Genomic DNA, 20,977 nt, shown 5'->3' with positions numbered 1-20,977 from the left:
TCCGTTTCTGTTGTTTATTCTTCCGTTGTTTCCTGTGCCGGCTCTTCAGCTGCTGCAGGAGCTTCTTCCTTTGGAGCTTCTTCGGTTTTTGGTGCTTCCTCTGCCTTTGGTGCTTCCATCTTGAGGATCTGCTCTTTGAGTTCTGCAAGCTGCTCCGGTGAAAGTTTGGCAAGGGTATCCTTGATGTCTTCCTTCGGTGCTTTCGGTGCAGGTGTTGTCTTGGTCTTGATTGTTTCTTTGATGTTGTGTTTCAGTTCCTGATTCAGAACCTTGCCCTGCTCTACGGTAAGTTCACCTTTCTTAACCAGCTCGTCCAGGATCTCCTTGGATTTCTCTGCTGTCACTGCAACAGTACCTACGCCTGCGAGTAAAAGTTTTTTAAGTCCGTCTCCTAATTCCATAATATATATCTCCTTTCATAAAATCTTATCATTTTTAAAGCTGCTTCAGAAACAAAAGCCCTTTCGGTACAAAGATCAGAAGTCCGACGATCGCTGCCATGATCGCTGCGATCAGGACTGCTCCTGCTGCCGTATCCTTGGCGATCTTTGCAAGCGGATGACGCTCGGTGGTCACGAGATCTACCACAGCCTCAACTGCTGTGTTGACCAGTTCCAGTGCCATCACAAGCCCGAACAGCCCAAGACAGATGCACCATTCTGTGATCGAAAGTCCCAGGATCCATCCGGCGATCACGACAAGAGCCGCGACTGCAATATGTATCTTCATATTTCTTTCATTTCTGATGCAAGTAAAAATCCCTTCAAAAGCATAACTAAAGCTCTTGTGCAGCGGATCCTTCTTTCTGCCTGCCATTCTGCTCACCTGCCTTTTGTCTTCTATATACGGATTGTTCCGCAGCAAGCTGCGCAATTCGTTTAGTTATATTATAACAGAATTGTCCTAAAACAACCATAGTTCTGTGCAAATTTTCACATTAATATATATTTTTTGCATTTAATCACATGCTTGTCAAAATCTCTCTTGACAGTCCGGCATAAAAAGTGATACTTTACTACTGTAAAATTTCCAATCAAAAAACCAAATGACGAGGTATGAGAAGATGCAGGAATTAAAACCAATCAAAGAAGGTAAAGTACGTGAGATTTATGACAATGGCGACAGCCTGATCATGGTTGCCACCGACCGTATCAGTTGTTTCGATGTGATCCTGAACAATGAAGTCACCAAAAAAGGCACTGTACTGACACAGATGTCCAAATTCTGGTTCGATCTGACAGAGGATATTCTGCCCAACCATATGATTTCTGTCGATGTAAAGGATATGCCGGAATTTTTCCAGCAGGAGAAATACGAAGGCAAATCCATGATGTGCCGTAAGCTCAACATGCTCCCGATCGAGTGTATCGTCCGTGGCTATATCACCGGAAGCGGCTGGGCAAGCTACAAAGAAAACGGCACTGTCTGTGGTATCAAACTTCCGGAAGGTTTAAAGGAATCCGACAAGCTGCCTGAACCGATCTACACACCATCCACCAAGGCTGAGATCGGTGACCACGACGAGAACATCTCCTTCGAGCAGAGCATTGACCACCTGGAGAAATACTTCCCGGGCAGAGGACGCGAGCTTGCAGAAAAACTTCGTGACAATACCATCGCATTATATAAAAAATGTGCAGAATATGCACTGAGCAAGGGAATCATCATCGCAGATACCAAATTCGAATTCGGTCTCGACGAGGACGGAAACATGGTGATCGGTGATGAGATGCTCACTCCTGACAGCTCCCGTTTCTGGCCATTAGAAGGCTATGAACCAGGACATGGACAGCCATCCTTCGACAAACAGTTCGCACGTGACTGGCTGACCTCCCATCCGGGAAATGACTGGACACTTCCGCAGGAGATCGTTGACAAGACTATCGCCAAATATCTCCAGGCATACAAGATGCTGACCGGCAAAGAACTTGCATAATCTATGCCTTATAACTGCCCACCTCTGACAGGCTGGGCAGTTTTTTGCGTTCTTGCTCTTTTATAAAAACTTGCCAAAGCTATGAAAACAGTATATAATATATGCATATTTTTACCATTAAGGTATTTATTCTATCAAAACACCAAAGGAGTGAACATTTAAAGTGGACATACGTGACACTTACCAATTTATCGTACTTGCTGTTTTGCTGGCGCTCTCTGCTTTCTTCTCTTCTATTGAGACAGCATTGATGTCTGTAAACAGGATCCGGCTTCGTACCCTGTCAGATGACGGCAACAAACGAGCAGCTCTTGCCCTGGACATTCTGGAGAACAAGACCCCCAAGATGCTCAGCGCGATCCTGATTGGTAACAACATCGTAAACGTATATGCATCATCGCTTGCAACTACACTTGCATATCACCTGGGAGGCTACATGGTCAGCATTGCAACGCTGGCACTGACAGTTGCGATCCTGGTATTCGGAGAGATCACACCAAAAAACTATGCAACACTTAATTCCGAAAAGCTTACCCTGCGTTATATCACTGTCATTCATTTTCTGATGACTCTCATGACACCCGTGATCTTTGTGATCAATCTGATATCCAGATTTTTCCTGTACATCCTGCATGTAGATCCGGATGCTGTCAACAAAGCCATGACCGAGGAAGAGCTCCGTACCATCGTGGATGTCAGCCACGAGGATGGTGTCATTGAATCCGACGAAAAAAAAATGATCTACAACGTTTTCGATCTCGGAGATGCAGATGCCAAGGACATCATGGTTCCCCGTGTCAATGTAACTTTTGCCAACGTAAACAATACTTACGAAGAACTGATCGATATTTTCCGTACAGACAGATTTACCCGTCTTCCAGTCTATGAGGACACACAGGACAATATCGTTGGTATCATCAATATGAAGGACCTTCTTCTTTATAATCAGGATGATCCTTTTGATATCAGGAACTTTCTCCGTAAGCCGCATTTTACCTATGAATACAAGGATATCTCTGATCTTCTCGTGGAAATGAGGGAATCTACTTTTAATATCGCTATCGTTCTTGACGAATACGGCGAGATGACCGGTCTTATCACCCTCGAGGATATCCTTGAGGAGATCGTCGGTGAGATCCACGACGAATACGACGAGAACGAAGACGAACTCATCAAGAAAATTTCCGATCAGGAATATATTGTTGAGGGCTCCATGAGCCTTGACGATGTCAACGATCATCTTCACACGGAATTTACTTCCGAGGATTATGATTCTCTCGGCGGTCTGATCATCGAACATCTCGACCGGCTCCCGGAGGATGGCGATGAAGTTGTCACCGCTGACAATGTCAGACTGGTTGTCGACAAGCTTGACAAGAACCGTATCGAACGGGTTCACGTTTATCTTCCGGAACCAACCGTTGAGGATGCAGAGGAATCTGACGAAAATAAAGAATCCTGATTATCATAATGCTCAAATCGGCAGACGCTCTGTCAGTGTTTCTCCGATTATACCATGCAATAAAGCCCGCTCCGGCAATCATATTTGATCCTGCCGGAAACGGGCTTTTCTTATTGTATTGCAATTCGAGAGTTATCAGCAGCACGTCTGCTGTTTTTTTTAATCGATCAGATCGTTCTGGAACCGTGACAGGTGCTCGTACGGAAGAATCAGTCTTCCTCTGTACAGACCGCATCCGTCATTGATCAGGCTGTTGTTCACTGCTGCAAACATATTGACATCAAGCTTCGAAAGTTCCAGTTTCTGAAGGCGCATTCCTCTTTCATACGCCTCATCAAAATAAATGCACTCTCCCTCCGGGATTGCATCTCTCCTGGCTCTCGCCTCATCCTGTCCCTTCTCATAACCAAGATGGTTCGCCGGCCCGATCTCAGCCACATCGTCCATAGACTTCGTTCGGAGCTGAACTTCCATAAAGCATCTGGAGCTGTTATCATACAACGTAATATGTAGCGAACGATAATCCTGCGGTGTTTTTCCCGCAACATAATCGCGATAATATGGACGGACCTCATCGTTCAGAAGTTCTGACGGACTTTCCATGATCCCTCGCGCTGATTCTACCGTAAATCCACGTTCTTCCAGAAAGGCCGGAAGTGCATTTGCAATTTCATAGAGATACTTCTCTTCTACTTTTTCCCTGTCCTGTTCACTCTTCAGATGACACCTCGGCATAGAGATCACAATACGGTAAGCGATCAGATCTCGAAAACAGGTCAGACGGTTTTTGATCTCGGAAACCGACGGATAAGTTCCATGTTCCATATGATAATCATAAATATATTCTACAATATAACCGTTGAACTTCTCCTCCGCACGGATCAGAGACTTGATCCTGCCCTTGAACGTAAACGCCAAAAACGGATATTCCCTCGCCATATACTTATAAAATTCCCGGATCTTCTGTGACTGCGCAGTAAGGAAATCATTGTGCTCCAGAAGCTCCGTGATCTGCAGCAAAAAATTACAATGCGCCAGATCGATCTCATTTTTATTCTTCCTCGCATCCTTACGGAGATCCCCCGAATAATTATGAAGGATCCGCAGGAGCGTATCTCCTGAATATAGGTAATCGTTTAGTGTGATCATAGTTTGTGCCCCTTCTGTTTTATCAGACGTTGGATTTTCTTTCCTGCCTTTATAGCTGTTTCATCCTCAGGCAGCTCTGTTTCTGCCTGTTTTATTTTCATACAGTATACCAAATTTCGACCAGATTTGATAGCCTTATTGTCCAATATGATTTACTTATGCCTGTTCGATAAATCTATTTTTACTTCCTGTGGCTTTTCTGCTGATTTCTTTCATGCTCAAACTCAATTGTGTCAACAGTGTTGACACTTTCTCAATACATAAGCTTGCTTCGCTTTTCTCAGTACGAATGTAGCCTTATCAACGAATGACCTTTTGTCTTGAAAAATTAGTGAACCTTAGCGAAACTTAAATTCTCTTCATTTTTCCTCTTTAGCAAAAGAAAAAGCACTACAAAACCAATAATCCAACAGTTTTCAGTGCTTTTTCCATATTTTTTTATTAAATTTTTCTCATCCACCTGCATGAGTGAAACTTAGCGAAACTTAAATTATGCCCAATATGGAATATACTTTTTATATCTTGGTGCAGTATCCGGATTCATTACTTTAATATAACCATATTCTATTGCATTTGCAATAATTCTTGAAGCTTTTGACTTTTCTTTTTCTCCTAATGCAAATATTTTACGAATATCTGCATTAGAAATCCCCTTGAAATTAACATATGCCCTATATGCCTGCATATAACAAGTTCGCATCCTATCATCCCGACAAGCTATGTCAATTTTGGAAAACAACTCATTAACAAACTTTCTTCCAATAGTCATTTTTGTCGTTTTCTAATCTTAGCGTTAGAATTAACTTTCCCTTTAACTGTGTATATATCAAAAATCTCTTCTTCCTTTTTCACATAAATCCCAGCAGACTCTTTTATTTTTAATCTGGCAGAAAATAATGCCTCCACATTCACTTTTTCAAAATCCGTTTGCACATACTCGTCTCTACTCATATGAAAGTTTATGACATCTTTACGTCTATTTGTTCCATATGACGGATCATAATATTTAAAAAAGCCAATGATTTCAACATCATCTACAAGACTATATTTATCAGATTCGTACACCATTATCAATGACCTTAGCAAAACACGATGCATAATATGCTTTCTCTGAATCAACTGATGTTTTGCATCAATTGGTTTTGGCTGAATAGAATCGGATTCTGGATCATATAAAAAAGAGGAAAAAGTCAAAATTTCTTCCTTATTTGGGATCCGATATGCAAAACAAAGCTTTTTACTTTTTGGTTCATACCGCATGTCAGCTATATCAACATGAAACTGATTATCAACATCTGTAGAGTAATTATCCTGCTGAAGAACAAATGTAAAATATGCAATAACCTGCTCTACATTACCGTACTGCATCATTTCATGAAGTTTATTTATATCATCATGCTGCTGTTTGCGTTTCTCATAAAACCGCGCGGCTCTTTTATTGTAGTACTCTAATGCGATTTTTTTATCTGCTTCGTACATAACATCAGCCTGTTTTTTCTTTATTTCCAATTCAGTTTTTGCCACATTATTGAAAAATGATTTTACTCTTAAAGTAAACGAAATCCCTGCATTCTGGTTGGTATACTTTTTCTTTTGCTCTTTAAACGCTTCCATTTCACTCCAATCTTTTTGCGTATCATAATACTTATCTGGTGTGTATGGCTGTAATTCAACAATATGAAGGTTTTGAAAATACTTTTTATTGTCGAAATTAATTTGAACTGCTTCACGTTTTTTCTGCTCCAAATAATAAAGATTACTAGATTCATGATTTTCAGGAATCCTATTATTGCTCATGCATTAATCCTCCATCACATTAATTTTTTCAAAATTGTACACTCCAGCAGGATATTCGTTAATATATCCTTTAACATAGAAAATATGACTGCCAGCCGAGCATTCGTAATCCTTGCACTCAAAGCAATGCTAAATTTCCGATTCCATCCGGCATTCAATCTCAGAATCTCCTGTACTGTTTATATTCCATCAATTTCCATTTCTATATGGATGTTTTTGTTTCATAATTTATTTTTTGAACAGTTCTGAGTGTGTGCCGAGTCGATAAAGCATCAGAACCAATATATTGTTCCGAATTTCATAAATAAGAAGCCAGTCTGGCTCAATATGGCACTCACGCGTACCTTTATAATTACCTGTGAGATCGTGATCTCTATATCTGGCATCCAATGTGCCGCCATTTGCAAGAATATCAATGACTTCAAACAGTTTATCAAGATTTTTATTTTGCTTTTTTGCAAGCTTTACATCTTTCTTAAACTGATTGGTAAACTGTACCTCATACTTCATACTTCCAATGCCGCCTTAAGCTCATCCATACTGGAATAGCGCGGAGCAGAAGAATTAGCCATAAGCCTTCTTCCTTCTTCAATAGCAGAAGCCGTTATTTCATTCGGTGTATCCAATTTTAAGTCAAACGGAATGCCATTCTCACGGATAGTTGTTCTCAAGAACATATTTATAGCTGTTGTCATATTCAGCCCGAGTTCATTAAAAATTGCTTCTGCCTGATCTTTGATTGCTTTATCTGTTCGAATATTTAAATTTGTTGTTGCCATATAAAGCACCTCCTTATAAGTATAATATACTCAAAAGTTCGTTTTATGTCAACATTTTGTCATTACATTATGTTTGAAATTTTAATTAATAGAATTTTAGGGATATTATAAGGTAATCAATTTTATTCGACTTTTTCCGATGATCTATGATATAGTAGTATAAAAGGGGGTTTTTATGTGAAAAATATCCAAAGAAAAGCAGCAAAGGAATTCGCCGTATATTGGAAAGATAAAGGATACGAAAAAGGTGAAAGTCAGAAATTCTGGCTTTCTTTATTACGCGACGTTTTCGGAATGGAAAAACCTGAGCAACATATTGAATTTGAAGAAAAGGTCAAACTGGAACATACAAACTTTATAGACGCCTACATTCCAGAAGCAAAAATTTTAATAGAGCAAAAGGGACGCGACGTTAATCTGTGGAAGGCTAATAAGCAGTCTGACGGATCTGTCCTTACACCATACCAACAGGCAAAAAGGTATATTATCGAATTACCTGTATCAAAACATCCACGCTGGGTAATTACTTGCAATTTTAAAGAATTCCATATTTACAATATGGAAAAGCCTGGCGGAGATCCTATTGTTGTAAAACTAGAAAATCTTGAAAAAGAATACTATTTACTTCAGATTTTAGCCTACAAGGAAAATATAGTCTTAAAAAAAGAAATGGATCTTTCTATAGCCGCAGGCGATATTGTAGGACTCTTATACAACGCCCTTGCAAAACAATACAAAAATCCTGAAAACGCACACTCGATGAAAAGCCTTAATGTCTTATGTGTTAGATTTGTTTTCTGCCTTTACGCTGAAGACGCTGGAGTTTTTAAAAGACATGGACAGTTTCACGATTATTTGATGAATTTTAGTGCAAGAGAGACCCGGAAGGCTGTTATAGAATTATTTAAAATTCTTGATCAGAAACCAGAAGATCGAGACCCTTACTTAAAAGATGATAACCCGATACTTGCAGAATTTCCATATGTAAACGGTGGTCTTTTCGAAAACGAAGATATTGAAATTCCACCCTTTACAGACGAAATTAGAAATCTTTTATTAATAAATGCTTCTGAAAATTTTGATTGGTCAAAGATATCTCCTACTATTTTTGGCGCTGTGTTTGAAAGTACCTTAAATCCTGATACTCGACGAAAAGGTGGAATGCATTACACCAGCATAGAAAATATACATAAAGTTATAGATCCTTTATTTCTGGACGAATTAAAAGCTGAACTTGACAGTATTTTATCACTCGCAACGGATCGACTGAAAAAGCAAAAGCTTCAAACTTTTCAGAAAAAATTATCATCACTTGTATTTCTTGATCCCGCTGCTGGATCCGGAAACTTTCTTACTGAAAGCTATATTTGCTTAAGGAAACTTGAAAATCAGATTTTAAAAGAGCTTCAGGGTAATCAGGTATCCTTAGGTTTTTCTAACTATTCTCCTATCCAAGTTTCTATTAGTCAGTTTTACGGAATCGAGATTAATGATTTTGCCGTTACCGTTGCAAAAGCAGCCTTATGGATCGCAGAATCGCAGATGATGGAAGAAACTGAAGGTATCGTACATATGAATTTAAATTTTCTTCCATTAAAAACAAATGCTTATATAGTCGAGGCAAACTCTCTGAGAATAGATTGGAATAACATTATAGATAAAACAAGGCTCTCGTATATTTTAGGAAATCCACCTTTTGTTGGACGACGCTATAGATCACCTGAGCAAACAAAAGATGTGGCTAAATTTTTTACATACAAAGACATAGATTATGTTGCATGCTGGTATAAAAAGGCTGCTGACTATATCCAGAACACACATATTAAATGCGCACTAGTTTCAACTAATTCAATCACTCAAGGGGAACAAGTTACAGCCTTATGGAAAGAATTAATGCAGAATTACAATATATGTATTGATTTTGCACATAAAACTTTTCGCTGGGATAGTGAAGCCTCCCTTAAAGCTCACGTACATTGCGTTATTGTCGGTTTTAGTGTAAAAGATTCTCTCGTAAAAGAACAGAAAAAGCTATATGACGGAATAAATTACTTCCTTGTAGATAATATCAATGGTTACCTTATGGATGGTCCGAATATTTTTCTTGAAAATCATTCCAGTCCTATATGTGACGTTCCAAAAATGAAAAATGGAAATGTACCACTTGATGGTGATGCTTTAAAAATTGAAAAAGAAGATCTTCCAAAATTTAAAAATTGTATGCAGTACGTAAAAAGACTAATTGGAGGCCGTGAATTACTTCACGGCGAAGAACGATATGTACTTTGGCTTGTGGGAGCATCACCAGCTGAAATAAAGAAATATCCGCAAATATATAAGCGAGTAGAGCAATGCCGTCAAAATCGCTTAAACATGAAAGATAAAGGAACGCAAAAATTAGCTGATACACCTGCCACTTTCAGAGATACAAATAATCCTGATAAATATATAGCACTACCTATGGTTTCGTCCGAAAGACGTCGATATATTCCTATGGATTATCTTGACGGAAATGTAATACCTACAAATCAAGTTCAGACAATTCCAGAAGCTTCTCTGTATCATTTTGGAGTTTTAAATTCAAATGTTCACATGTGCTGGATGAGAGCTGTATGCGGTAGACTGAAAAGTGACTTCAGGTATTCAAAAGATATCGTCTACAACAACTTTCCGTGGCCTACTCCTACTCCAGAGCAAAAAAGGAAAATAGAAGAGACTGCTCAGGGAATTTTAAATGCCCGTGCTACTTATCCAGATAGCTGTTTATCCGATTTGTATGATGATAACATTATGCCTGCCGATTTGAGAATTGCTCATAATTACAATAACATAGCTGTCCTTGAAGCTTACGGATTTACCAAAAGCTCACCAGCTTTCAGATCTGAATCCGCATGCGTAGCAGAACTCATGAAAATGTACCAGAAAATAGTATCTAAATAAATATAACGGAGGTGTCTATGAGGTATCCGGTATTTCAAACCTTAGAGGAATCTGAAAATTACTGGTCTACAATGTCCATCGAAGAAAAGAAAAAGAAAGCTTGGTTTGGCTTTCAAAAGGATCCTCTTACTACAAATTATTCTCTATGGGGTGCGCCAACAATTGAATTTCTGAGAATTCTTTTATGTGATTTGTATCAAATTCGTGATATATTCTCTAAATACGATTCTCTGAATCAGTTGGAAAAGCATGGATTAGCTCATATAATTCTTTCCGCTACATCCGCTTATATTGAAGGTAAATTTAAGCATATTTTACTAGCGCATTTTTCTGAAAATAATATAAATAAAGTTATATTTTTATCTATATCCTCAGATTGCACTAAAATAAAAAATCAGCTTCAACTTTTCTCTATGGATACTTTACAAGTATCGGATTACTTCAAAATTCCTGACTATATAAAAACAGATAATGATTTAAAAAACTGGCTACAAACTGAGTATAACACTAAAGAAATCAATCTCTTTAAAGGCTTATTTGAAAATTATGATCCAAATGCTATTAATTATTTCGGAAATTATGTGCACCCGAAAGTAAAGCGCCTCATCGGTTATTATGATACCTGGAAGCAAATCAAATGCTACAGAAATTTATTAGCTCATCCTCAAGAAAAAGTTAATGAGCGTGCTCTAAAAATGGCTTGCGAAGCAATCCTTTCTGACGAATTTGTACATAGAATAGAAGGGGTTGTTTTCTGGTTAGTACCACTATTACCTCAACAACAACAGGAACTTATAGACAGACAAAATTTTTAAATCTTGCCAAAACATAAAATTTATTGTAACATAAACTTGACTACAGAAGATGAAACCGTAAAAATACGGGAGAAGCAGACATTAACCAAGTCTTAAAGAAAGGACATTAAAATGAACAAGGAACTTGTAATGAATGTAGTCAACTATGCAGCTAACCATCTCGGCAACCTTCCTGATGATTCAATAACCGGATTTGAAAATTATACAAATAATGAAATTGACGTTGCCGTAAAGTACTTAGAAGAAGTAGGAGTATTTAACATTGCCCAGTCAGAGGCATACTCTTATTGTGGTGTTGGCGACGTAAAAAGTCATAATGATTACACTAAATATTATACAGCAAGAGCTTTTATCTCTAAGGAAAAGCTTGACAAACTTAAAATTTTATTAGAAGACCAAAAACCCTGACCCGGATTTTCCGGGTCTTTTTCTGTTAAGCTAGTCGTCTAAATAAATGAATATTTCTCCTAAAATCCAATTTCAGCGGAGATTATTCAATCGCTTCTTTTTGGTTACTGTAAGAGCTACCTTACCTATAGATCTTCTGTATAAATAACTTTTGTAATGATACAGTCATCCATAAATTTTTTAAGCCATCCATCAAACTATCCTTTGGCATATTTAGTCCAATCTATGGGCGGTCAAAATCATGATACTAATATTGCTTTCACAACCAAACTCAATTGTGTCACCAGTGGTAACACTTTCTCATTATCCTTGTTAAGCTCATAAAGCTATTTCTCTCTATAAAGACCTCAGCGATTAACTCTTTTTCAATCAGGATAATTTGCTACAAAAAAGTCTAAAAAACTTAGCGGAACTTAAAATTTACTCTTTTCAACCATTGCTACATAGAAAAAGCATTGAAAATCCTAAAAAATAGTAGATTTTCAATGCTTTCTATGCCACTTTTTAATCCTGCACAGTTATATTCAATATTCTAGTGAAACTTGGCGTTAAAACTTTTTATTTTCTCTCAAGCAACGCACAATTCTCGCAATGCTCGGTCGCTGGGAACATGTCTACTGGGATGGCGCGGCGGGCTTTGTAGCCGTGTTTGGTGAGGTATTTGAGGTCTCGTGCGAGGGTTGTCGGGTCGCAGGAGACGTAGACGATCTTCTTTGGGTGCAGGGTGATCACGGAAGAGAGGAACTTCTCGTCGCTTCCGCTTCTCGGCGGGTCCATGAAGACAACATCTGCACTTTCTCCGGCATCTGCCATCTGGCGCATGAAAACACCGGCGTCGTTGTTGTAGAAACGGACATTTTTGATTCCATTGCGTTTTGCATTTGCGATCGCGTCACGCACGGCATCGAAGTTCAGCTCCACACTGATGACTTCTTTTGCCTTGTCGCTGGCGATCAGACCGATGGTTCCGATTCCGCAGTATGCATCGATCACACGTTCTTTACCGGTAAGTCCTGCCAGTTCGATTGCCTTGCCGTACAGTTTCTCTGTCTGGACCGGGTTGACCTGATAGAAGGACTTGGAGGAAATACGGAAAGTCTTTCCGCAGAGTTCATCTTCGATATATCCCTTTCCATAAAGAACAGTTTCTTTCTCGCCAAGGACCATGCTTGTCTTCTGTCCGTTTACGTTTAGAACGATCGTTGTGATCTCCGGATGAAGCTTGCGGAGTGCCTTGACGAAGTTGTTCTTGGACGGCAGGATCGGAGAACCGAGTACCAGAACTACCATGATCTGTCCGCTGTGATAGCCGGTACGGATCAGCACATGACGAAACAGACCGTATCCCGTGTCTTCATTATAAGTTTTGATCTTGAAAGATTTCAGCAGCCCGCGGATATCACGGATGATCGCATCTGCTCTCTGATCCTCGATCAGACATTCATCAACCGGCACAATAAAATGCGTTCCCTCCTGATAGATTCCTGAGATCACGGTACCGTCTTTCTTATGACCGAAAACGGCATGAACTTTGTTTCTGTAATGGAACGGATCATCCATTCCTATAATCTTCTCCACCTGACAGTATGGCTTCAGAAGTTTCGCAACCTCTGTCTGTTTTCTCTTTAACTGCTGCTCATACGGCATGTCAAGTAGCTGACATCCACCGCATTTGCCATGCACTGGACAGAGTGATTTCGTGGCCGGCTTCTTTGCTTCTGTTTTCTTTGGTGCAGCTTTCTTCTGTTCTCCCTTTGGAGCAGTATTTTTCTTAAAATCCGTTTTTTTCTTTTCTGTGTATTTTACAGATTCTTTCTTACCTGTCCACTGTTTCTGTTTTCCGGCAGGCTTTGCCTTGTAATTTTTCTTATTGTTTTTGAATTTCTTTTCTGATGTCATTTATACTCCTTCTCCGTTGAATTCCGGTATAAAACTTTCTTTTGCCGTCTCACCCTCCTGGATAAAACAATTCGTCACTCCAAGAGAGATCGCATGGTCGAGCAGACGGTCATACTCTCTGTCCGTAACTTTTCTGGATAACTGCGGATCGTCTTTCATCGCCGGCATCGGCGTGTACTGGCTCATCAGGCTGATATAGATCTGGTCACCATAAGTCCCATATAAATATTCCAGTACCTTTTTGGAATTCCGTACATGTCCCGGCAAAAGCAGATGACGCACGATCACACCTTTTTTCATCATTCCCCGCTCGTCAAACTCCGGCGTTCCGACCTGACGCACCATTTCCTCCAGTGCTTTCATAGCAACTTCCGGATAATCCTTTGCATGTGAATATTTCCCCGCAAGGTCAGCCTCCAGATATTTAAGATCCGGAAGATAAATATCGACCAGCCCCTCCAGATACCGCAGCATCTCGGCTTTTTCATATCCACTGCTGTTGTACACCACCGGGATCGTAAGCCCCTGCTCTTTCGCAAGGATCAGTGCTTCCCGCACCTGCGGCAGAAAATGTCCCGCCGTCACCAGATTGATATTGTTTGCCTTCTGTGCCTGCAGATCCAGAAAAAGTTCTGCAAGGTACTCCACTGTGATCACCTTACCGCTCTGCCCTTTGGAAATCGTCCGGTTCTGGCAGAACGCACATCCCAGGGAACAGCCGGAAAAAAACACCGCCCCGGAGCCTTCTTTTCCTGAAATACACGGTTCTTCCCACATATGAAGGGCGGCCCGTGCTACCATGATCCCTGCATCCACGCCGCAGAATCCCTTCTGGCCCGCCAGGCGATCCACGCCGCAGTTTCTCGGACAGAGATGGCAGTCCTTCAGCATTGTCTGTAATTCTTCCTGCATAAAATTTCTTCTTTCTTTTTAACTCCCCCTATTCTACCAAAAAAGAACCCAAAATCCAAGTTATTCGTTGACAAATTCTGTTGCTTCCCGTATAATTATCATAAATTTTCAAATATCTTTAAATGCAGTGACGGGAAGCAGTACATGATTTCAGTATGCCCAGAGAGAAGGTGGCTGGTGTGAACCTTCGTGACAGAATTATGGAAGTAGTCCCCGAGCAGTGAACTGAACCATGATCTTATCTGGATCATACAGTAGGCTTCAACGTAGTTTCCACGTTACAGGAAAGCAGTATGATCATGTACTGGCAGAGAGAGAGTATTCTCTGAAATCAGGTGGTACCACGGATTTATCCGTCCTGAGCATATATTATATGCTTGGGACTTTTTTTATGGTATCAGAATCTTTTTTATCAAAGGAGGGGTTTTATTTGAAACAGATTTCAGGAAACAAGCTTTTAGTAAAAGCCTTAAAAGAAGAAGGTGTTGAAACTTTATTCGGATATCCTGGTGCATGCACCATCGATATCAGTGACGAATTATACAGACAGAACGGGATCGACATTATCCTTCCGCGCCATGAACAGGCACTTGTCCATGAAGCAGATGCCTATGCAAGAACTACCGGCAAAGTCGGCGTATGTCTTGTAACCAGCGGTCCTGGTGCTACCAACCTTGTCACCGGACTTGCAACTGCCAACTATGACAGCGTTCCTCTCGTATGTTTTACCGGCCAGGTTGCCAGACATCTGATCGGAAACGACGCTTTCCAGGAAGTTGACATCGTAGGGATCACCCGCAGCATCACCAAATACGGCGTGACCGTCCGCAACCGTGAGGATCTCGGCCGCATCATCAAAGAAGCTTTTTATATCGCAAGAACCGGCCGTCCGGGACCTGTTCTTATCGACCTTCCTAAGGATGTCATGGCAGAACTCGGAAGCGCAGAATATCCTAAGAGCGTAAATATCCGCGGCTACAAACCAAACACCAGCGTTCACATGGGTCAGCTCAAAAAAGCTCTCAAGATGCTTCAGAAAGCCAAGAAACCTCTGTTCCTCGCAGGCGGCGGTGTAAATATCGCTCATGCAAACGAGATTTTTACCACTGTAGTTGAGAAAACACAGGTTCCAGTCGTTACAACTGTCATGGGACGTGGCGCGATCTCCACAAAGCACCCGTTATTCATCGGAAACCTTGGAATGCACGGTTCCTATGCTGCAAACATGGCAGTCAGCAACTGTGATCTCCTGTTCTCCATCGGAACCCGTTTCAACGACCGTATCACCGGCAAGCTCCACGAGTTTGCACCGAACGCACAGATCGTTCACATTGATATTGATACTGCATCTATTTCCAGAAACATCCACGTAGATGTTCCGATCGTTGCCGATGCCAAAGAAGCGATCACAAAAATGGCTGAATACGTTACCGACTGCGGTACCAAAAAATGGCTTTCCGAAATCGAAGGATGGAAGAACGAACATCCACTTACCATGAAAAATCGCCCGCTTATGGGACCTCTTGATATTTTTGCAGCGATCAACGAACAGTTTGATGACGCGATCATCGTCACCGACGTTGGACAGCACCAGATGCTTACTTCTCAGTTTGTCGATATCACTGAGAAACGTCAGCTCATCATGTCCGGCGGTCTCGGCACCATGGGCTATGGCCTTCCTGGCGCGATCGGTGCACAGATCGGAAATCCGGATACTCCTGTCATCTCCATCTCCGGTGACGGCGGTGTACAGATGAACATTCAGGAACTCGCAACTGCAGTTCTGGAAGAATTACCGATCATCTGCTGTATCTTCAACAACACTTACCTTGGAATGGTACGCCAGTGGCAGAAATTATTCTACGGCAAACGTTACGCAATGACCAACTTAAGAGCCGGTGCCCTCTCTCGCCGTACTGACGGTGAAGAATATCCGGAATACACACCGGACTTCGTCAAACTCGCCGAAAGTTACGGTGCCAAAGGCATTCGTGTTTCCAAGCGTGAAGAAATCGCCGCTGCTTTTGAAGAAGCAAAGAAAAATAAGAAAAGACCTACGATCATCGAGTTTCTGATCGATCCGGAAGAAATGGTCTATCCTATGATCAAACCAGGCGGAACACTTGCAGATATGATCATGGATTGTTAGGAGGTATCAGGATATGGATAAAGGAATGAAAACAAGATGGATCTCTCTCTATGTAGAAAACCAGGTAGGTGTACTCTCCAAGATCTCCGGGCTTTTTTCCGGAAAGTCCTATAACCTGGACAGTCTTACCGTTGGAACCACTGAGGATCCTACAATCTCCAGAATGACGATCGCAACTGTCAGCGACGACGAAACATTTGAACAGATCAAAAAGCAGTTAAACCGCATGGTCGAAGTCATCAAAGTCATTGACTTTACAGATATCTTCGTCCGCATGAAAGAGATTCTTTACATCAAAGTCAAGAAATGCTCCGCAGCAGACAAGGTGGAACTTTTCCAGATCGCAGAGACCTTCAAGGCAAGAGTCATCGATTATGGCAAAGACAGCCTTCTTCTTGAGTTTGTCCAGACTGCAACCAAAAACGATGCCGTTGTCAAATTGATCAAAGAAGAATTCAAATACATCGAAGTTGTTCGCGGCGGAAGTGTCGGAATTGAGTCCATCAGCATGATGGAACGATAAATTAACAGGCAGCACTGATCTTGTCCCCGTCTTTTATGACCGGTTACTGTACAAGATCAAATGCTGCCTGTTTTTTACACTGTTTAACTTTTTTAATATGCCAGTTCCTGCATCAGTTCATGAACGGTCGTCATCTCATGGATCCTTCCGACATTCGCTCCACAGAAGATCAGACCCTTATCAAGATTTCCTTTCACCGCCTCGATCAGTGCTTTTGTGATGCAGTACGGGACTTTGCGCGGGTCACATTTTTCCAGACAATTGTAGCATTTACGGATCGGCTCTCTTCCTGCTTCCAGGTGCCGGATAAATTCATTTCGAAGCGCACGCCCCGGCATTCCCACCGGGCTCTGCACGATCTGGATATCAGATGTCTCCGCCTCAATGTATGCTCTCTTGTATGCCTCAGAAGCATCACACTCCTCTGTTGCCACAAATCTGCTTGCGATCTGCACACCATCTGCGCCGAGTTCCATCACATGATCAATATCTGCCCGGTCAAAAACCCCTCCCGCAACGATCACCGGAATCTTTCTGTCAAATTTCTCTTCGTATTCCTTTTTGCATTCGATGATCCTGCAGATTTCTTCATCAAAATCCAACGCATTTATATCTGCCAGCTGCTCCCTGGAAAATCCAAGATGTCCCCCTGCTTTCGGTCCTTCGATCACAATAAAATCTGCTGTCCTGTCGTATCTGTGTGCCCACATTTTGAGGATCAGATTCGCCGCACGCCTGGAAGAAACGATTGGTGCGATCTTCGTTCCTGATTCTTCACTCACCAGTTTCGGAAGATCCATCGGAAGTCCCGCTCCGCTGATGATCACATCTGCGCCTGCTTTCACCGATTCCCGGACATGTTCCTCATAATGCTTCAATGCCACCATGATATTGACCCCGACAAGTCCTCTGCCGCCTGCGATCTCTTTTGCTTTCTTTACATGCTTCTCTATCGCCATACGGTTACATCTCGCCTGATCTTGCTCAAATCCCTCTTCATCATATCCAATCTGTGCCGTCGAGATCACACCAACACCGCCCTCTCGCGCAACTGCTCCGGCGAGCCTGCTCCGGCTGATCCCGACTCCCATGCCGCCCTGGATGATCGGAATCTGCGCCGTCTTTTCTCCAATGCGAAGTTCTTTGAGTGTACTTTTATCTGTATTCATCCTGATTTCTCCCATCTATCATTTATTTTGATTATCAAACTATTTGATAGTATACTCTTTCGTAATTGTGATGTCAATGTATTGCTGAATCTTTTTCTAGTTTATATAGTTTTTATTACTACTTATGTTTTTATTAAAAATCATTGGACAAATCAGACTCTTTTTACTAAAATAGCTTCATACTATACAGACTGACAAAGAGGAAGTTTTTTATGAACTATCAGGATGGATTTGAATTTGAACACCGCTGCGCGGCATTTCTCAAAACCAAGGGCTATCGCAAAGTAAGCGTTACACCACCAAGCGGCGACCAGGGGATTGATGTGATCGCATACAAATCAGGGGTGAAATACGGCATACAGTGTAAATATTATTCTGCTCCAGTCGGAAACAAGGCGGTACAGGAAGCATACAGCGGGGCTCGCTTCTATGACTGTGACCGTGCTGTGGTCATGACAAACCATACCTTCACAAAAGCTGCAAGAGAACTCGCCGATAAACTGGAAGTAGAATTATGGGAGCATTGTTCACCTGGCAGAGAAACAGGAAAATTCCGCAAACTGATCCATGCTTTTCTGTTTCTTTTTCTTCTGGCAGGAATTGCTGCGGGTGCTTCCATGCAGATTTTTCAGTATCCAAAACCGTCTCTTCTGAACTATCTGGATGTTTTTCTGGCGGTCACTGCCTCCCTTTTGGGTATCTTCGGATGGCGTTTTTTGTCACTGAACCTGCTTTCCGGAGCTTTGTATCTGATCCTGTTTTTCCTGCTTCTGTTTTCCGGGGCAGCAAAGATCCTTCCTTCTGAGGTTCTTCCGGTATTTTTGCTCCCGGCAGTCCTTCTCTCCGGACATGCCATTTTTTTGCAGCGGCAAAAAAGCTCTGACAGCGACGGCCAGGATTCCACTGACCATCAGAGGGCTTTATCAAACCAGAATACCGGCAAAGCCTACACCAGACTTCTCTCTCAGGGGCTTCGCTCCAAAGTGCAGTTTCTGTCCTCTGAGGAAGCCGACTACGGAGAAAAATTTCTTTATCATATAGACGAATGCTCTGCCAAAGATCTTGCTCTCCTCGAAAAAGAAATGAACCGCTCCATGAAAGACCACTACCGCCTTCAGAGAATCAACAATTCTCAGTTTTATCTGCACCGCATCCCCAAAAAGAACAAAAAAAATCAGGACAGTTCCGACTGAAAACTGTCCTGATTTTTTTATTTGTGGTCTTTGCCATTTGTGCCAAAGATCTTTCTCATATTTACATTCATGATAAAATAATACATCACGATCAGAAGGCCGCCCGCAAGCACCCAGGCTGCCGGACCTGCCAGACAGACACCCGGATAGCTTCTCTTTGCCCCGGCGATCACTGCTACAACGCCTCGTCCGATCAGCTCTGCGACACCCGCCATCATCGGAAGGAGTCCATAGCCAAGTCCCTGAATACCATTTCGGTAAATATTTACCACTGCCAGCGGAATAAAGAAAATCCCGATACATTTCAGATAAATATCTACGGAATTCATAATAATATCAACATCTTCTGATACAAAAAGATAGGTCATATATTTGCCGACAGTCATGATAAATCCTGCTGCCACGAAGGAATATACAACACCAATAACCGTACATGCCTTGAATCCTTCACGGATACGCTTCACAGAACCGGCGCCCATATTCTGGGCTGCATAAGTTGCCATCGTCGTTCCCATTGCCACATATGCCTGTGTTACCACCTGCTCGATCTTGCCTGCTGCCGTGTACGCTGCAACCAGTGTTGATCCGAGGATATTTAAGGAAGACTGCACCATCATGGTACCGATCGCTGTGATCGAATACTGCAGTGCCATCGGAACTCCGATCCGAAGCTGGTTTTTGTAGATCGTACTTCCAACATCCAGATCTTCACGCTTCAAATGAAGAATCGGAATCTTCGCAATGATATAAAACAGGCAGAGGATTCCGGAAACGCCCTGTGCAATAACCGTCGCAACTGCGGCTCCCTTCGCGCCCATCCCGAATCCTACGATAAACACAAGATCCAGGACAATGTTCAAAAGTGCGCTTATAATAAGAAATACAAGCGGAAGCTTACTGTTTCCAAGCGCCCTGAGGATACTGGACAGAAGATTATAAAGCATCTGTGCCAGGATTCCGCCGCTGACGATCATTATGTACGAATATGCGTCCGCAAAAATATCCGATGGCGTATTCATAAGGATCAGAAGCGGTTTCATAAATACCATAAACAGTATCGTCAGAAGTGCTCCGACTACAAAAGAAAGAATCCCTGCTCCCGCTACTGTCTTTCGCATGCCCTTCATATCACCGGCTCCGAATTTCTGCGCCGTGAGGACAGTAAAACCAGCCGTCATTCCCACGACAAAACCATAGATCAGAAACATGATCGTTCCCGTGCTACCGACCGCCGCCAGAGCCTTGTTTCCGACAAACTTACCAACGATCACAGCATCTGCCATATTGTAAAACTGCTGAAATACATTACCGATAAAAATCGGCAGGGTAAAGCCAAAAATAATCTTCATCGGATTTCCGACAGTCATATCATTCTGTGCTGATTTCATCTCTACACTCCTTATTTTTTCTTTAATCGAATGCATATTATATACTGCTTTTTGGTATTCGTAAACCCGTTTTTTTGATTATTTTTGAAAATATTTCTGTCTGTTTTTTGTCAGTTTTACTCTTCGCTTCGCATCTCTGCCTGGATCTCATCTTCGCAGGTCGCCATCGCCTCAAGAGTCATGGTCAGAAGCTTCGGAAGTTCCGGTGCTCTTAAGCAATGTTCTTCCGGATACTGTTCAAAATCAATATCATGGAGAAGTCCCACGATTCCCCAGTATTCTGCATCCTCACCATAGCCGAGTTCTTTTGCATACCATTTCATGACTGCTTCCACAGTATAGGCATGCTGAATGTGAAATGGATCCTTGTTGTATTTCTTAAGTAATGCCAGTGCGTCTTCTCTTGCAATATGTTCCATAATAAAAATTCCTCCTGCTACACATTTTAATTTCTATTA

At 41.7% G+C, this 20,977-nt stretch carries 19 protein-coding genes, 1 pseudogene and 1 other annotated feature; of the genes and pseudogenes, 8 read left to right on the top strand and 12 right to left on the bottom strand.

The features are described 5' to 3' along the window. Positions 1–14: 14 nt before the first annotated feature. A complete protein-coding gene (locus tag WMO75_RS10440) occupies positions 15–401 on the bottom strand; it encodes a hypothetical protein (RefSeq protein ID WP_179978631.1) in 387 nt (128 codons plus the stop codon). A 34-nt stretch (positions 402–435) separates the two neighbouring features. Further along, a complete protein-coding gene (locus WMO75_RS10435) occupies positions 436–816 on the bottom strand; it encodes a diacylglycerol kinase family protein (RefSeq protein WP_118251334.1) in 381 nt (126 codons plus the stop codon). Positions 817–1,063: 247 nt separating this feature from the next. Between WMO75_RS10435 and WMO75_RS10430 the strand changes: the two genes are divergently transcribed. Then, the gene (locus WMO75_RS10430; RefSeq protein ID WP_022215580.1) at positions 1,064–1,936 is read left to right on the top strand and encodes a phosphoribosylaminoimidazolesuccinocarboxamide synthase; all 873 of its coding nucleotides are present in this window, start codon (positions 1,064–1,066) and stop codon (positions 1,934–1,936) included. A 163-nt stretch (positions 1,937–2,099) separates the two neighbouring features. After that, the gene (locus tag WMO75_RS10425; RefSeq protein ID WP_349078004.1) at positions 2,100–3,398 is read left to right on the top strand and encodes an HlyC/CorC family transporter; all 1,299 of its coding nucleotides are present in this window, start codon (positions 2,100–2,102) and stop codon (positions 3,396–3,398) included. Positions 3,399–3,557: 159 nt separating this feature from the next. On the opposite strand, the gene WMO75_RS10420 is transcribed toward WMO75_RS10425, so the two are convergent. The 5 genes from WMO75_RS10420 to WMO75_RS10400 all read right to left on the bottom strand — a co-directional run bounded on the left by WMO75_RS10420 (position 3,558) and on the right by WMO75_RS10400 (position 7,123). Then, positions 3,558–4,547 carry a RelA/SpoT-related domain-containing protein gene (locus WMO75_RS10420; RefSeq protein ID WP_349078003.1) on the bottom strand — a complete coding sequence of 330 codons (990 nt, stop codon included), beginning with the start codon at positions 4,545–4,547 and terminating at the stop codon, positions 3,558–3,560. A 490-nt stretch (positions 4,548–5,037) separates the two neighbouring features. Continuing rightward, entirely contained in the window at positions 5,038–5,316 is a 279-nt protein-coding gene (locus WMO75_RS10415; protein WP_349078002.1) for a hypothetical protein, read from the bottom strand. After that, entirely contained in the window at positions 5,313–6,344 is a 1,032-nt protein-coding gene (locus WMO75_RS10410) for a hypothetical protein (protein WP_349078001.1), read from the bottom strand. The genes WMO75_RS10415 and WMO75_RS10410 overlap by 4 nt, the downstream gene beginning before the upstream one ends. A 228-nt stretch (positions 6,345–6,572) precedes the next feature. Beyond that, positions 6,573–6,854: a type II toxin-antitoxin system YafQ family toxin gene (locus WMO75_RS10405; RefSeq protein WP_349078000.1), complete on the bottom strand. Its 282-nt coding sequence runs from the start codon at positions 6,852–6,854 to the stop codon at positions 6,573–6,575. Continuing rightward, positions 6,851–7,123, bottom strand: coding sequence for a type II toxin-antitoxin system RelB/DinJ family antitoxin (locus tag WMO75_RS10400; RefSeq protein WP_349077998.1), 273 nt, complete (start codon positions 7,121–7,123; stop codon positions 6,851–6,853). Before WMO75_RS10400 ends, WMO75_RS10405 begins: the two co-directional genes overlap by 4 nt. 177 nt (positions 7,124–7,300) lie before the next feature. Here WMO75_RS10400 and WMO75_RS10395 point away from each other — a divergent pair, with 177 nt between their 5' ends. The 3 genes from WMO75_RS10395 to WMO75_RS10385 all read left to right on the top strand — a co-directional run bounded on the left by WMO75_RS10395 (position 7,301) and on the right by WMO75_RS10385 (position 11,286). Continuing rightward, positions 7,301–10,063 (top strand): DNA methyltransferase, encoded by a 2,763-nt coding sequence (locus WMO75_RS10395; protein ID WP_349077997.1) that lies wholly within the window; start codon positions 7,301–7,303, stop codon positions 10,061–10,063. Between the two features lie 17 nt (positions 10,064–10,080). Further along, positions 10,081–10,878, top strand: a complete 798-nt coding sequence (locus WMO75_RS10390; protein WP_349077996.1) for a hypothetical protein — start codon at positions 10,081–10,083, stop codon at positions 10,876–10,878. Positions 10,879–10,989: 111 nt separating this feature from the next. Continuing rightward, complete coding sequence (locus tag WMO75_RS10385; protein ID WP_349077995.1) at positions 10,990–11,286, top strand: hypothetical protein; 297 nt, start codon at positions 10,990–10,992, stop codon at positions 11,284–11,286. A gap of 558 nt (positions 11,287–11,844) precedes the next feature. Here the strand turns inward: WMO75_RS10385 and rlmD are convergent. Both rlmD and WMO75_RS10375 read right to left on the bottom strand, forming a co-directional pair. Then, positions 11,845–13,185 carry a 23S rRNA (uracil(1939)-C(5))-methyltransferase RlmD gene (gene rlmD, locus WMO75_RS10380; protein WP_349077994.1) on the bottom strand — a complete coding sequence of 447 codons (1,341 nt, stop codon included), beginning with the start codon at positions 13,183–13,185 and terminating at the stop codon, positions 11,845–11,847. Then, positions 13,186–14,097 (bottom strand): radical SAM protein, encoded by a 912-nt coding sequence (locus WMO75_RS10375; protein ID WP_349077993.1) that lies wholly within the window; start codon positions 14,095–14,097, stop codon positions 13,186–13,188. Between the two features lie 118 nt (positions 14,098–14,215). After that, positions 14,216–14,461: a binding site (T-box leader), on the top strand. Between the two features lie 66 nt (positions 14,462–14,527). Here WMO75_RS10375 and ilvB point away from each other — a divergent pair. Continuing rightward, the gene (gene ilvB / locus WMO75_RS10370; protein ID WP_022215575.1) at positions 14,528–16,246 is read left to right on the top strand and encodes a biosynthetic-type acetolactate synthase large subunit; all 1,719 of its coding nucleotides are present in this window, start codon (positions 14,528–14,530) and stop codon (positions 16,244–16,246) included. A 13-nt stretch (positions 16,247–16,259) separates the two neighbouring features. Continuing rightward, positions 16,260–16,769: an acetolactate synthase small subunit gene (gene ilvN / locus WMO75_RS10365; RefSeq protein ID WP_022215574.1), complete on the top strand. Its 510-nt coding sequence runs from the start codon at positions 16,260–16,262 to the stop codon at positions 16,767–16,769. Positions 16,770–16,861: 92 nt separating this feature from the next. Here the strand turns inward: ilvN and WMO75_RS10360 are convergent, their stop codons facing one another. Then, positions 16,862–17,938: an NAD(P)H-dependent flavin oxidoreductase gene (locus WMO75_RS10360; protein WP_349077992.1), complete on the bottom strand. Its 1,077-nt coding sequence runs from the start codon at positions 17,936–17,938 to the stop codon at positions 16,862–16,864. 212 nt (positions 17,939–18,150) lie between these two features. Here WMO75_RS10360 and WMO75_RS10355 point away from each other — a divergent pair, with 212 nt between their 5' ends. Then, positions 18,151–19,131, top strand: coding sequence for a restriction endonuclease (locus tag WMO75_RS10355; protein ID WP_118698347.1), 981 nt, complete (start codon positions 18,151–18,153; stop codon positions 19,129–19,131). Between the two features lie 17 nt (positions 19,132–19,148). On the opposite strand, the gene WMO75_RS10350 is transcribed toward WMO75_RS10355, so the two are convergent. Together WMO75_RS10350 and WMO75_RS10345 are read right to left on the bottom strand one after the other, a co-directional pair. Beyond that, positions 19,149–20,519 (bottom strand): MATE family efflux transporter, encoded by a 1,371-nt coding sequence (locus WMO75_RS10350; RefSeq protein WP_022215571.1) that lies wholly within the window; start codon positions 20,517–20,519, stop codon positions 19,149–19,151. 197 nt (positions 20,520–20,716) lie between these two features. Then, positions 20,717–20,938: pseudogene (locus tag WMO75_RS10345) on the bottom strand (hydrolase); the annotation flags it as partial. Positions 20,939–20,977: the final 39 nt, after the last annotated feature.

Source organism: Blautia intestinihominis, assembly GCF_040096655.1.
Lineage (GTDB): Bacteria > Bacillota > Clostridia > Lachnospirales > Lachnospiraceae > Blautia_A > Blautia_A intestinihominis.
This window is presented reverse-complemented; position numbering and strand designations above follow the sequence as displayed.